The organism is Klebsiella sp. M5al, from assembly GCF_002090195.1.
In the GTDB taxonomy this organism is placed as follows: Bacteria; Pseudomonadota; Gammaproteobacteria; order Enterobacterales; family Enterobacteriaceae; genus Klebsiella; species Klebsiella grimontii.
Genome location: NZ_CP020657.1, coordinates 408,967 through 422,330, shown reverse-complemented (window position 1 = coordinate 422,330; position 13,364 = coordinate 408,967). Strand labels below are relative to the sequence as shown.

Below are 13,364 nucleotides of genomic sequence, written 5' to 3'. Positions count from 1 at the left end.
TTAAAATCATCACAGGTATAGTCTCAGGGAATAATTATGGATATTCGAACGCTGCGCTATTTTGTCGAGGTCGTTCGCCAGCAAAGCTTTACCCGCGCGGCGGAAAAACTATTCGTCACGCAACCCACCATCAGCAAAATGCTAAAAAATCTGGAAGATGAGCTGAGCTGCACCCTGCTGATCCGCGACGGGCGCAGGCTGCTGCTGACCGATACCGGAAGGGTGGTTTTCGAGCGCGGGCAGGCTATTCTTGGCGAATTTCATCAGCTGGAGTCGGAGCTAAGCGATATAAATCATCTGCATAAAGGCGTGCTGCGCCTCGGCATCCCACCGATGGTCGGGATGCTGATGGCTGAACCAATTAGCCACTTTCGCCAGCGCTATGCGGGCGTCGAGCTGAAAATCGCCGAATTTGGCGGGCTGACCGTGCAGCAAGCGGTAAGCAACGGCGAGCTGGATTTAGCCATGACGGCGCTCCCCGTTGACGAGGCCAGCGGCCTGACCACGCTATCTCTGTTCAGCCATCCGCTCTGCGTGCTGACGCCGAGGACGGCGCAGTGGGAAAGCATTGCGTCATTGTCGCCAGAAGCGCTCGCCGCGTATCCGCTGGTGATTTACAACGAGGATTTCGCCCTCAGCCAGCAGCTGATGCGGCTATTTGCTCAACATGACGTCAAGCCGCGCATCGCCGTGCGCAGCGGACAGTGGGATTTTCTGGCCGCCATGGTGCAGACAGGGATTGGCGTTGCGATTTTGCCGGAACCGATTTGCCAGCGTCTCGACCCGCGGAGCTTTTGCTGGATCCCATTACAGAGCGAGCTGCGCTGGGAGCTGGGAATGATTTGGCGGGAAGGCGTATATATGTCGCACAGCGCGCGGGCGTGGCTGGAATGTAGTAAGGCATTTTGGTTGAGCGACGATATCGCTGGATAGATCTTGTGGGAAGCATACCTTTCGCCAAAAGCTCGGCAGGTATGCTGCGCTAGCCTGCCTTTATCCGATTCGAATAACGGGTTTAATGGTTTTCCCACACTCGCTATCGTGAGCAGCCTGGTTAATCTCCTCGAAGGGATAAAAACGTATCAGCTTATCAATGGGGAAACGCCCTTGCACATACAGCTCAACCAGCTGCGGGATAAATATATCCGGGATGCTGTCGCCCTCAACGATGCCGCGCAATACCTTGCATTTTTGCATCACATCATTCATATCCAGCGCGAACGTGGTCCCGGTTTTTGAGGCGCCGACAATACCGCACATACCACGTGGGCGTAGCGCCTCAACGGCGGCGCGGACAATCTCAGGCCGCCCGGTAGACTCCAGGCTAAAGTCAACGCCATCGCCAGTGATATGCCGGATAGCTTCAACGGGATCTTCTTTCTTACTGTTAATCACATGCGTTGCACCCAGCTCACGCGCTAATGCCAGGCGCTCCTCAACCACGTCAATGACGATGATAGTTGTTGCCCCGGCGACGTAGGCAGCCATGACGCCGCTTAATCCCACCGTTCCGCCGCCAAAGGCGGCAAAAGAGCTTCCGGCTGCTACTTTTAATGCATTCAACACCGCTCCGGCGCCGGTCTGGATACCGCAACCCAACGGCCCAAGCAGCTCCAGCGGCGCATCCGGGCGAACCTTAACAAGATTACGCTGATCGACCACGGAGAACGCGGCGAAAGATGACTGGCCGAAAAAGCGATCGTGCAGCGTTTGGTTGCCATGGTGGCATAGCGCATGGCTGCCATCACTACGCTGGCCGGAAAAATTCAGGGCATTAAAGTTTTGACAACTGGCCGGCACGCCCTCAAGACAAGGACGGCAAGCGCCGCAGGATAAAAATGTCAGTACGACATGATCGCCGGGGACCACTTTTTGTACTTCCGCCCCGACGGCCTCCACCACTCCTGCCCCTTCATGGCCCAGCACGATAGGCTGCGGGATCGGATAGAGCCGATCGCGGGCAACCATATCGGTATGGCACATCCCCGTCGCCACGATACGAACAACGACCTCATGAGGCTGAAGCGAATTTAACTGGACGGTTTCCAGTTCAAAAGGGCCGCCCGGCTGACGGACAACGGCAGCCTTAAACGATCCCGGTAAAGCGCAATGCTCGGTCATACAATCTCCTTAATTAACCTTCCCCAAAGCCAGAAGAGAACGCGTCGTCATCTCTGGCATACCACCGCCAGCAACAAGGCGGCGGCCGCCAGTCAGGTATTATTTCCCGAGAATGACGTCAACCAGCACCGAACGCTTCTGAGTACGAATAATATTGACGGCTTCCTCCAGGGTATCGAGTAAGTCCTCAGCGCGATCTACCTTCATAGCGACCGCGCGGCTTGATGCAGCGATAGCCGCCAGATCGGGCGATAACGTAAATGATGTCGCCGGAACCTTATCCATTTTCGCCGCATAGCCGTCCGGATATAGCGCCAGCGTTCCACCGGCCACCGCGCCCCATCCAGCGTTATTGCCAACGACAACCAGCACGGGAAGCTTCATTACCTCGGCAATGTGATGGCATACCGCGGGATTGGAAAACAGATAAGAACCATCGCCAACGGCGGCGATCACTAATTCATCGCGATTGGCTAGCTGTAATCCCAGGGCGATAGGGAATGCTTCACCCAGTCCGCCGGAGAGTGCTTCCTGATAATAGCTTTCCGGCTGAATGAAGTTGGCGAACTGCGGTAATGTGGTTAATTCAGATGTGATTTTACCGTTGTATTTATTAGCCAGCGCTCCCAGACAATAGCTTAACCATGGCTTGCCGATAGGCCCTGCGTTTGCGGAATCAACAAGGTTATCTCTTGTGGTTCTTTCTTTTTTATTATGCGCAGCGACATGGGAATAGCGCTCCTCGACGCTCGCGCTTTTCTCCGCCAGATAAGGTTTTAATGCATTATCCAGTAATTTGAATATCGTATCCGTTTCACCAGCCAGGTTAACATCAGATTGATACCCGCGAACCGGGTAGCGTGAGAAGAGCGGGTCGGGACCAATTTGAATAACCTTGCAGTCCGGATTAACGTTCATACTCTCAATCATCCAGGGCGCCTGCGAGTCAATGACGATGACCACATCCGCTTTTGACAACCAGTAAGCTGGCTCATTGCCGGCATACATCGGATGGGCAGCGGAAATGGTCACCTCGGTCCCCCAATATTCCACCACCGGAATCGCCCACTGTTCGACGAAGGTGCTAATCAGGTCGAAGGCTTGCCGGGTCCTTGCGCCTCTTTGCGAGAAGATAACCGGGTGCCTGGCGTTGGCAATCAGCGTGGCAGCCATTGACAGCGAGTCCGGAGCCGGGGAAAAACTTATCGGCTGCTGGGAGGGCCGGCAGTTCAGGGCGGCCGAGTCGGTGGCAAAAGTTTCGCACAAAGGCTCGCGTGGCAAGCTTAAATAAACCGGTCCTTTGGGCAAAGAGTTCGCAATCGCCCAGGCGCGATCGACATGTTCCCCGGCCTGATCGGCATAACGCAATTCAAAATCCCATTTAACCGATTCACGAACCAGCGCGGCCTGATCGCGCATTTCCTGACCATAGCCGATAGGCGTATTCCGACAGCCGAAATGAGAATGTTCACTGATGGGCGTGCGCCCGCCAAAAATGATTACCGGTATATTACTATTGGCAAGATTAATAATCCCGCATGCGGCATTAGCCAACCCGACATTCGTATGCACCATCACAGCTTGCACTTTACCGGTTGCCAGATAGTATCCATGGGCCATGCCAATCGCGGCGTTTTCATGCGGGCAAACAACAAATTCAGGAACCAAACACCCTTCGCTTTTTAAGCGAGAGTAGGCCTCAACCATCGGCGGATAATCCGTTCCTGAATTGATAAAGATGAATTCAACGCCAAGCGCCTGCAAACGATATAATATCATTTCCGCGGCAGATATATTAATTAATTGCATATTCTCACCTGATTATTCTATCTGCATAATTAAAAGGTTAACAGGATGAATCCACCCATGGTCAGGATCGAGGCAATAATACTCAACGCCATGGTCGAGGCCATTTCTTGTTCACCCGTTTTATATTGCATTGCAATAATGATAGCAATCGATCCCACTGGAATAGCCATCGTCAATACGACTTCTTTAATTTGCTCCATTGAGAAACCGAGGCCGACCAGCGCGAAATAACATAGTCCGGGAACGATAATATTTCTGGCTATAACGGTAATAATAGTAGGCAGCGTAATCACTACACTACGCGCATAGAGCACAATACCCGCCGAGAACAGCGCCAGTCCCCCGGTTGCTTTACCCAATAATCCTAACGACATGGCCACGGTCTCGGGAATATGGATATCCATTATCACGATAATAAGAGCCAGAACCGGCGACCAGACTACCGGCTGTTTAATAGCATTAATCACGCTAGAGATAAACGATGTATTATTTTTGTCGCCGGAAGCATACGACATTAATATCATAACCAGCGGAAGTTGAAAAACGTTTTGCGTAATGCTTGATACCGTAATCAGCGATGCGCTTACCGTGCCAAATAAAAAAGCCAGCACCGATGTCCCAATAAAAGGAACGGCAGGAGAACCAATCGCCAGCGCCTGCAGCGTGCTTAAAGAGAGATCCCGCCTGCAGATATAACGCGCAACAAGCAATGGAATTAAAAAACTTACAATTAGCGCAACGATAATCGCGGCGGCAACGGGCCCCATATTCATAACAATACTACGCGGGGTCATCACCATATTACTAAAAATACTAAGGGGGAGAGCATAGAGCATGACGAGTTTATTTATCGCGCCAGCCTGCTCCCACGCAAAATCTTTTCGCTTACCGCTGATGTAACCAAGCAAAACGGTTACTATTACAGGTAAGATGGCACCAAGAATTAAGAGAATACTGTTATTTGTCATAGTGTCATTTCTCTTCAGAACCGATTTTCAGGTATATGTGATTTAAAACCGAACAGATTAAAACTCTTACTAAGGACTCCTTCCCGCTATCGCCATGATACTTCTCTCGCAGGCACACATTGTATTCTTACGCGTCAGGCATGAATATAAGATTACAATGAGCAATTAATTAGTTTAATGAATAATTACCCATCACTTTCAGGAAAATTTATTTTCTTGATGCTGTCTACATAATTTCCATTGATAGTAATATAGAATAAAATTGATATACAATGCGAAAACGTACCGTTTAATGAGTATTTGACATGTCTATAAAAATGAAGCAAATACAGGCATTTATCATGGTATCCTCAGAGGGTAACCTCACTCTTGCGGCAAGCAAACTTGGAATAACGCAATCTGGCCTGAGCCGACTGTTATCCGGCCTTGAGTCAGATTTGAATGCCACGCTATTTGAACGGCATAAGCATGGGGTCTCACTGAGCGAGCTGGGCACGGCCTTTTTACCTCATGCCATTACCTTAATGAACACCGAGCGAAAAGCGCGCCAGGAACTGGATCTTATTAATGGTTCAGGGAAAGGAATAGTCAGAGCCGGCTGCGTATCCAGTTTTCTATCCAGCCATTTTATCGAGAAAGTAAACAACTTCCATCAGGCCTTTCCTGATATTTATATTAAGATCCAGGATCGCATAGATTCAGAGCTTTTTAAATCATTATTAACTCATGACATCGATATCGCCATATGCGGCCCGTTGCCGCATAATGATAAAATCATCGAGCGTGGAAAAATAAACTTCACGGATAGCATACAGATTATTTCGCGTAGCAACCATCCGTTACAGGGCAAAAAAAACTTGAAATTACAGGATACTGAAGAATATTCGTGGATTATGCCGCCAAACGATAGTACCCCTATGCAGATATTAACCGAAGTCTATCATGATAATAACATGACGCCGCCAAAACCGATTATCGAATGCTCTTCATCATCCGCGATAAAATCCCTCATATGCAACAGTGATTTATTAACCTCGATGCCAGCCCCGATATATCACCTCGAACTTACCGCCGGCCTAATTAAACCGCTAGCAATTGAAAATACCATTTTCATAAGAGATTTCTTTATTTATACTCATTTTGGCATTCTTTCTGAAACCTCTAAAAAATTCATCCAGTTTCTAAAAAGATAACGCCTTTATTTTATTCACTACTCTGCAATTACGCAGATCTTCTAATCTGCCAGGCACTCCCTTTCTTCGCACCGGCAAATAAAATCCGTGATGATAGCGTACATAATGTTGCGGGCTCATCGGCTAGCGCATCGTGAAATCCCGGTTCCCCGAGCGGCGAAGGCCATCGGGGAACCGGGAAAAGTTTAGCGATCTTCGATTAACAGGGCTTCCAGCAGGTCGAGGTCGTGCAGCAGCTTCTGCAGCGTCTCGTTACTGATCTGCCGGGTAGCGCGCAGGTGGTACAGCTCCCCGCGTTCTGAGCGCAGCGCCGCCAGACGGAACCGGCGTTCGAGGCTCTCTTCCAGCATCGAGGTTTCAACATCGTTGCGCCCATCGGCGCGACGACGCAGGTTACCAATGACCCTGGAACTGACCTCGGTCAGCAGCTGATTATCGATATTCTCTTTGGTATCCGCAGCCAGGCGCTCTTCCATTTTCTGAATCGCGACAATCGCCACATCCGCGGTTGCCGCCCGCGCCAGACGCTCCTCTTTGCGCTGCTGGACATGATCGCTCGACTCGATATGCCGCAGCAGAATCGGCAGCACAATCACGCCGACGAACAGCGAGAACAGAATCACCCCGGCGGCGAGGAACACCAGCTCATAGCGCGCCGGGAAGACGTTGCCGTCCGGCAGCAGCAGGGGAATCGACAGCACGCCGGCAAGGGTAATCGCCCCGCGGACGCCGGCGACGGAGGAGATCAGCAGCTCGCGCGTGGTCCAGGAGCCGAACTCCATCGGTTTCTTTTTCAGGAAACGCTGGCTGAGTTTGCGCATCGTCCACAGCCAGCCAAAACGCACCAGCATCAGGGCGGCATAAATCAGGATGATATCGGTAAACAGCATCCAGGTTTCGACGTTGGGATCCGCTTCCGCGGCCACCAGCGAAGTGGAGAGAATATCCGGCAGCTGCAGGCCCAACAGCAGGAAGACCATGCCGTTAAACACGAACTCCAGCATCGCCCAGGTGCTGTTGGCGCGCAGGCGCATCGCCAGCGGCGCGCTGCGCATCACCCCGGAACGCGTGATGGTCATCCCCGCCGCGACCGCCGCCAGGATTCCGGAAAAGCCGATATGCTCGGCGATCAGGTAAGAAGCGAACGGCAGCAGGAACAGCAGCACAATTTGCGTCGCCGGTTCATCGCCGCCCCAGCGGCTGAGGAAGCGCATCGAGCGCCCGTACAGCCAGCTGACCACGAAGCCCGCGAGAATACCGCCGACAGCCACCTTGAAAAACTCCACCGTCGCGCCGCCGACGGTAAAGACCATCGTGCCCATCGCCACCGCAACGGCAAACTTCAAGGAGACCAGGCCGGAGGCATCGTTCATCAGCGCCTCGCCCTGCAAAATCCCCATAATTTTTTTCGGGATGCGCCCTTCGCCGACAATCCCGGACAGCGCCACGGCATCCGTTGGCGACAGTACCGCCGCCAGAGCAAAAGCCGGAATCAGCGGAATACCCGGAACGATCCAGTAGATGAGGTAGCCAATACCGACCACCGTCACCACCACCAGCGCTAGCGCCAGACCGAAAATTTCTCGCCCATGCTCAATGAACTCGCGGGTCGGCGTCTTCCAGCCGTCGGCAAAAAGCAGCGGCGGAATGAACAGAACCAGAAAGAGTTCAGGGTCGAATTCGACATGCAATCCGAAGGTAGGCCAGGCCAACAGCGCGCCGATGCCGATTTGGATTAAGGGGAGTGGAACCTGAAAGGGCAGTACGCGTGTAACCACCCCGGAGAGAGAGACCACGAGGGTCATGATGAGTATGGTAAAGAATATTTCCATGTGTTCCCTGTTTGCTGCGTTTCTTTTTTTACATCTGAGGCGTCATGTCTCGGCATAATACGCTACTCAGATTAACGCAAAAGGAAACAGGATGTGGCTTAAAAATTAAGCGGGCGGCCAAAGCCGCCCGTTGTTAGCAGGAAAAGTTAAATCGCCCAACCGCCAGCGTAGAAGATAACCAACGCCGCGGCGATGATCACCGTACCCAGGTTTAGCTTACGCCATTCGCCGGACACCAGTCGTCCAATCACCAGCGCCGCAAAGCCGATCATGATACCGGTCACGATGTTGCAGGTCAGCACGATAAAGACCGCGGTAATCAGGCCCGCCATCGCGTCGACGAAGTCGTTGAAATCGATTTTCGCCACATTGCTCAGCATCAGCAGGCCGACGTACATCAGCGCCGGAGCGGTGGCATATGCCGGAACCAGATAGGAGAGCGGCGAGAGGAACAGGATCAGCAGGAACAGCACGCCAACGGTCACTGCCGTCAGGCCGGTTTTGCCGCCCGCCGCCGTACCGGCAGCCGATTCGATATACACCGCCGCCGGCGCCGCGCCCACCAGGCCGGAGAAAACGCTGCTCAGGGAGTCGGTGGTCAGCGCTTTGCCGCCGTTAATAATTTGCCCGTCTTTATCCAGCAGGTTCGCCTGACCGGCCACCGCGCGGATAGTACCGGTGGCGTCAAACACCGCGGTCATCACCAGCGCAAGCACGCTTGGCAGCACGACCGGGTTCAGCGCGCCCACGATATCCAGGCTACCGATCAGCGAGTTGCCTTTATCGTCGCTCAGCGACGGCATGGCGAAAATCCCGGTGAAGTGGACGTTAGGATCGAAGATCAGGCCGATAATCGAGACGCCGATAATCGTCAGCAGGATACCGCCCGGTACTTTCAGTTTTTCAAGGCCGATAATCACCGCCAGCCCGATCAGCGACATAATCACCGGGAAGCTGTCAAAATGACCCAGCGCCACCGGCAGACCATCCAGCGGGTTTTTGATAACCAGGCCCACGCCGTTGGCGGCAATCAGCAGCAGGAACAGGCCGATACCAATCCCGGTGCCGTGCGCCACGCCCTGCGGCAGGTTACGCAGGATCCAGCTACGAATACCGGTTGCGGAAATCACCGTAAACAGCACGCCCATCAGAAAGACCGCGCCCAGCGCGACCGGAATGCTGATCTGCTGACCCAGCACCAGGCTGAAGGCGGTAAACGCGGTCAGCGAGATGGCGCAGCCAATCGCCAGCGGCAGGTTCGCCCACAGGCCCATCACCAGCGAGCCGACGCCGGCAACCAGACAGGTGGAGACAAATACCGCTGCCGGCGGGAAACCCGCTTTACCGAGCATACCCGGCACCACAATGACGGAATAGACCATCGCCAGAAAGGTGGTAAGACCGGCAACGATTTCCTGACGCACGGTGCTGCCGCGAGCAGAAATTTTAAACCAGGCGTCCAATGAACCGCCGGTACGCGCAGAAGGCGTAGACATAGAAAACTTCCCCTGAGAATTTTTATCGTTCGTCTGGATGCGTGGTGGACCATCCACTGCCAGTTAAACGCGATCTCCTTGTGCTACATCGCAGCGCCAGGGGCTGTGAAAAGCAAACGTTTAACTCCGCGCATCCAATACGGTGTGAAGAATGACTTTGCTCCCCCCTGTTAGCAGAGGAAATGATGAGCAAAATAAAAAGGCAAACGATTATCCAGCCTTTAGACGGGCCTTTTCAACTGAAGTTTGTCGTATTTCGCTAAATTTCGCTTATGACGTTCAGGAAATAACCAGCCGATGCGCAAACGTTATCGTCCATGCGCAATCCGGTAACATTTTTGTATTGCGCTGATAGCAATTTTCGTCGGTCATCGGCTTTAGTAATAGTTTACTCGCCGGGTAAGGTAAACGGCCCCCCGCGCTCAATCGCCTTCTGCCAGGCCGGGCGCTGCTCTACGCGCTGAACCCACTGCGTCAGATGCGGTAAATCATCCACGCCGCCGCGCGCCAGCAGCGCCATCGCCGGAAAGCTCATCTGAATATCGGCCATACTTAGCTCCGCGCCGGCAAACCAGCGCTGGCGGGAAAGGTGCGCCTCAATAAAGCGGGCATGGGTTTCCAGCTGACGGTTAAGCCACGCCTTTTGCACCCCTTTGCCCAACGCATTGCCCAACGTGCGCATGCCAAACGGCACCGGGGGTTTACCCAGGCTGGCAAATACCAGCTTCATCAGCAGCAGGGGCATTAGCGAACCCTCGGCGTAGTGCAGCCAAAAACGATATTGCAGCTTATCTTCCACCGACTCGGGCTTTAAGCGCCGGGCGCTATCATAGGTTTCCTGTAAATACTCCAGAATGGCGCCGGATTCCGCCAGAATATGGCCGTTATCCTCGACAACCGGCGATTTGCCCAGCGGATGAACGCTTTTTAATTCCGCCGGGGCGAGCATATCCTTTCCCCGCTGATAAGAGACAACCTGATAAGGCAGCTGCAGCTCTTCCAGCGCCCATAATACGCGCTGCGATCGTGACTGATTGAGATGATGTACCGTTAACATGGGCCTCTCCCGCTGTTTGTTCAAATTAACTATAGGAACAGGCGGCGAATGACGGGAATTTTTCGGCAAACGGAAGAGGCAAATTCAGAGAAAAGAGCCACACTTAAAGTGTCGGCGCAAACCGGAACCTCCATCAAAGATTGCGCAATACTGAGGTGAGCCGACGTCGGGGGAAACCCTCCTGCGTACCAGCGGGATAGAGCGAAAGACCAAGACCGGAAAACAACTAAAGCGCCCTGTTGTGGCGCTTTAGTTTTTTTAGTCATCTTCCAACAATCGCGCGCCGGTCCCCTCTTCGCCCAGCTTATCGCCCGGGTTGCGTAACGGACAGTCGCGGCGCGACAGACAGCCGCAGCCGATGCAGCCGTCGAGCTGATCGCGCAGCGCGGTCAGGGTATGGATGCGCCGGTCCAGCTCTTCCCGCCACTGGGACGACAGCATCTTCCACTCTTTAGCGCTGAGGTTATGCCCTTCCGGCAGTACGCCGAACGCGTCGCCGATGGTTGCCAGCGGGATACCAATACGTTGCGCAATCTTAATGATCGCCACAGCGCGCAGGACGTCGCGCCGGTAGCGCCGCTGATTGCCCGCGTTGCGCTGGCTGTGGATCAGCCCTTTGCTTTCATAAAAGTGCAGCGCGGAGACGGCCACGCCGGTTCGTTTTGCCACTTCGCCGGGCGTCAGCAGCATTTTGATGCGGGGTGATTTCTTTTCCATAAAGCGCTTTACCTCAAGTTAACTTGAGGAATTATACTCGCCCGCAGACAAAACGACGAATCGAGAATTGAGAGAGGCCGCTTTATGTCCCATCAGGATATTATCCAAACGCTTATTGAATGGATTGATGAACATATCGATCAACCACTTAACATTGATATAGTCGCCAGAAAATCGGGATACTCGAAATGGTATCTACAGCGGATGTTCCGCGCCGTGATGCATCAAACGCTGGGAGATTACATTCGCCAGCGCCGCCTGCTGCTCGCCGCGGAAGCGCTAAGAACCACCCAACGTCCTATTTTTGATATCGCGATGGATCTCGGCTACGTGTCGCAGCAGACCTTCTCGCGGGTGTTCCGCCGCGAATTTGACCGTACGCCTACCGCCTATCGCCATCAAATTTCTGCCTGATAAGGCTGCTGATAAGGGCAGAGGCTGATGCGGTCATTCGCCAGCCACTGCATGAACTCCTGCGGCGGCATCGCTTTCGCAAAGTGCCATCCCTGGCAGTATTGCACGCCGCGCTTTTGGAGCCATGCGACCTGCTCTGCCGTTTCGACGCCTTCAGCCACGATTTTTAAGCGCAGGCTGTTCGCCATCTGGATAATATGCTCGGCAATCATGTGGCTGGTGGTGTTGCTCGTCAGCATGTCGACAAAAGATTTATCAATCTTAAGGACATCGACGTTGAGCGCATGGAGGTTGTTCAGGTTGGAGTACCCGGTACCGAAATCATCAATAGCGATTTCATATCCCGCCTCGCGGAACGCCTGAATCACCGGCGTCGTTTTCGCCACGTCGATAAACCCGCGTTCGGTCACTTCAATTTTAATTTGCTCCGCCTTGACCGCGTAGCGGCGGATCTTCTCGTTGATGTTCTCAATCAGGCGCGCAGAATGGAAATCGGAAGCGGAAAGGTTAATCGCCACGTACAGATGCGGCTGCCGTGCCAGAAACTCGCCAAGATCGGCAAAAACCTCTTCTATCACATAGTCGGTGACCTGCGCGATCATCCCTTCGTTTTCCGCCAGCGGAATAAACTCCGCCGGGCTCATCACCGGGCCATCAAAACCCGGCCAGCGCAATAATGCTTCGGTACCGACGCAGCGGTGATTTTTAATATCGATAACCGGCTGATAGTGCAGGCACAGCTGGCGACGGCTCAACGCCCGCTGCAGCATCTTACGCGGAGAGTGGTACTGCTGCCGGGTGCGCGACCACACCAGTAAAAGCAATACGCTGCAAATCAGCCCCAGCGGTAACGTCAACGTGACCTGGTTATAAAAATTCTGATAATAGCTGACGCGCGAGGTCGACATAATGACGGCTATCGGGCGAACGCTGGAATGGGCGATGGTATAAACGCGGCCATCCTGATGAAATAAAGCCTCTTCAGCGCGAATCAGACGATGCAGCTCAGCGGGGTCGGCATTCTTGCTGACGGAAAAAAACTGCCGGGTTTTGGTGTCAAAAACGCCCCAGGCGAGGTTGCGGTCGCTGGTTATCAACGCGCTGTATGAGAGCGGATTCACCACCACCACATAGTTGCCGCGCTGCATATAGTTCATCGCGTAGTCTGGGTAGAAAGGCGTTTCGCGGTAGTAGTAAATCGCGATATCCGGCTTTTTGGTATAGGTTGCGGCCGGAATTCGCCACCCCGTCGGGCGGCGTACCGTGGTGGAGCAGAAAAAATGGGTGCCGTTGGCGTAGATTAAATCGTCGATATAGAGCAGGCCGCGAACAATCCCGAGCAGATATTGCTGATGCTGCGGCGAACATATCTCTCCCTGATACAAACGGGCTTTATCCCGCGCTTCGTCGGCCTCACGAATCACCAACTCCGTTTTTTGCAGCGCCAGCCGAGAAAACAACCGCAGCTGATCGCCGGTTTCCGCTTTGGCGCGTATCTGCGCAAACCACAACGCCAGCAGCACCGGTAGCAGAATGACTAACACGATGCCAAATATTCTCAACGCCTTACGTGGCGCGCTATGATTCATTTCCGCTTCTTATCCATGCGATACGCCTTAATCAAGGTGAGCTACCCCGATGACTCTGCTTACTTTGATATGAATCAGGGCATCTCAGCAACCCATGCTTTGACGTAAAAACCTCATGACGATGAATTATGAATAATACTGGCTTATAGAAGTCTGGAGAAACATTCT

General features: G+C 53.3%; 11 protein-coding genes. 3 read left to right on the top strand and 8 right to left on the bottom strand.

All coding sequences use genetic code 11. The features are described 5' to 3' along the window. Window positions 1-36: 36 nt before the first annotated feature. On the top strand, window positions 37-933 hold the full coding sequence (locus BWI76_RS02045; RefSeq protein WP_064371515.1) for a LysR family transcriptional regulator: 897 nt from the start codon (window positions 37-39) through the stop codon (window positions 931-933). A 60-nt stretch (window positions 934-993) separates the two neighbouring features. Here BWI76_RS02045 and BWI76_RS02040 read toward each other — a convergent pair whose 3' ends face one another. From BWI76_RS02040 to BWI76_RS02030, 3 genes are all read right to left on the bottom strand, one after another. Beyond that, entirely contained in the window at window positions 994-2,121 is a 1,128-nt protein-coding gene (locus BWI76_RS02040) for an NAD(P)-dependent alcohol dehydrogenase (protein ID WP_004137513.1), read from the bottom strand. Between the two features lie 99 nt (window positions 2,122-2,220). After that, window positions 2,221-3,930 (bottom strand): thiamine pyrophosphate-requiring protein, encoded by a 1,710-nt coding sequence (locus BWI76_RS02035; protein WP_004137515.1) that lies wholly within the window; start codon window positions 3,928-3,930, stop codon window positions 2,221-2,223. A gap of 29 nt (window positions 3,931-3,959) precedes the next feature. Next, complete coding sequence (locus BWI76_RS02030) at window positions 3,960-4,898, bottom strand: AEC family transporter (RefSeq protein ID WP_004137517.1); 939 nt, start codon at window positions 4,896-4,898, stop codon at window positions 3,960-3,962. A gap of 305 nt (window positions 4,899-5,203) precedes the next feature. On the opposite strand from BWI76_RS02030, the gene BWI76_RS02025 reads away from it, so the two are divergent. After that, a complete protein-coding gene (locus BWI76_RS02025) occupies window positions 5,204-6,091 on the top strand; it encodes a LysR family transcriptional regulator (RefSeq protein ID WP_024360197.1) in 888 nt (295 codons plus the stop codon). A 185-nt stretch (window positions 6,092-6,276) separates the two neighbouring features. Here the strand turns inward: BWI76_RS02025 and BWI76_RS02020 are convergent, their stop codons facing one another. The 4 genes from BWI76_RS02020 to soxR form a co-directional block, all read right to left on the bottom strand. Beyond that, window positions 6,277-7,923, bottom strand: a complete 1,647-nt coding sequence (locus BWI76_RS02020) for a Na+/H+ antiporter (RefSeq protein ID WP_004137520.1) — start codon at window positions 7,921-7,923, stop codon at window positions 6,277-6,279. Between the two features lie 146 nt (window positions 7,924-8,069). After that, complete coding sequence (locus BWI76_RS02015; RefSeq protein ID WP_024360196.1) at window positions 8,070-9,419, bottom strand: NCS2 family permease; 1,350 nt, start codon at window positions 9,417-9,419, stop codon at window positions 8,070-8,072. 388 nt (window positions 9,420-9,807) lie between these two features. Beyond that, the gene (locus BWI76_RS02005) at window positions 9,808-10,476 is read right to left on the bottom strand and encodes a glutathione S-transferase family protein (protein ID WP_004137527.1); all 669 of its coding nucleotides are present in this window, start codon (window positions 10,474-10,476) and stop codon (window positions 9,808-9,810) included. A gap of 258 nt (window positions 10,477-10,734) precedes the next feature. Next, entirely contained in the window at window positions 10,735-11,193 is a 459-nt protein-coding gene (gene soxR / locus BWI76_RS02000; protein WP_004097815.1) for a redox-sensitive transcriptional activator SoxR, read from the bottom strand. Window positions 11,194-11,277: 84 nt separating this feature from the next. On the opposite strand from soxR, the gene soxS reads away from it, so the two are divergent. Beyond that, the gene (gene soxS, locus BWI76_RS01995; protein WP_004097813.1) at window positions 11,278-11,607 is read left to right on the top strand and encodes a superoxide response transcriptional regulator SoxS; all 330 of its coding nucleotides are present in this window, start codon (window positions 11,278-11,280) and stop codon (window positions 11,605-11,607) included. Here soxS and BWI76_RS01990 read toward each other — a convergent pair. Next, on the bottom strand, window positions 11,592-13,196 hold the full coding sequence (locus BWI76_RS01990) for an EAL domain-containing protein (RefSeq protein WP_024360194.1): 1,605 nt from the start codon (window positions 13,194-13,196) through the stop codon (window positions 11,592-11,594). The genes soxS and BWI76_RS01990 overlap by 16 nt on opposite strands. Window positions 13,197-13,364 lie beyond the last annotated feature (168 nt).

Coding starts and splice junctions, on each gene's coding strand:
- BWI76_RS02045 (WP_064371515.1), top strand. CDS start 37: ATGGATATTCGAACGCTGCGCTATTTTGTCGAGGTCGTTCGCCAGCAA.
- BWI76_RS02040 (WP_004137513.1), bottom strand. CDS start 2,121: ATGACCGAGCATTGCGCTTTACCGGGATCGTTTAAGGCTGCCGTTGTC.
- BWI76_RS02035 (WP_004137515.1), bottom strand. CDS start 3,930: ATGCAATTAATTAATATATCTGCCGCGGAAATGATATTATATCGTTTG.
- BWI76_RS02030 (WP_004137517.1), bottom strand. CDS start 4,898: ATGACAAATAACAGTATTCTCTTAATTCTTGGTGCCATCTTACCTGTA.
- BWI76_RS02025 (WP_024360197.1), top strand. CDS start 5,204: ATGTCTATAAAAATGAAGCAAATACAGGCATTTATCATGGTATCCTCA.
- BWI76_RS02020 (WP_004137520.1), bottom strand. CDS start 7,923: ATGGAAATATTCTTTACCATACTCATCATGACCCTCGTGGTCTCTCTC.
- BWI76_RS02015 (WP_024360196.1), bottom strand. CDS start 9,419: ATGTCTACGCCTTCTGCGCGTACCGGCGGTTCATTGGACGCCTGGTTT.
- BWI76_RS02005 (WP_004137527.1), bottom strand. CDS start 10,476: ATGTTAACGGTACATCATCTCAATCAGTCACGATCGCAGCGCGTATTA.
- soxR (WP_004097815.1), bottom strand. CDS start 11,193: ATGGAAAAGAAATCACCCCGCATCAAAATGCTGCTGACGCCCGGCGAA.
- soxS (WP_004097813.1), top strand. CDS start 11,278: ATGTCCCATCAGGATATTATCCAAACGCTTATTGAATGGATTGATGAA.
- BWI76_RS01990 (WP_024360194.1), bottom strand. CDS start 13,196: ATGAATCATAGCGCGCCACGTAAGGCGTTGAGAATATTTGGCATCGTG.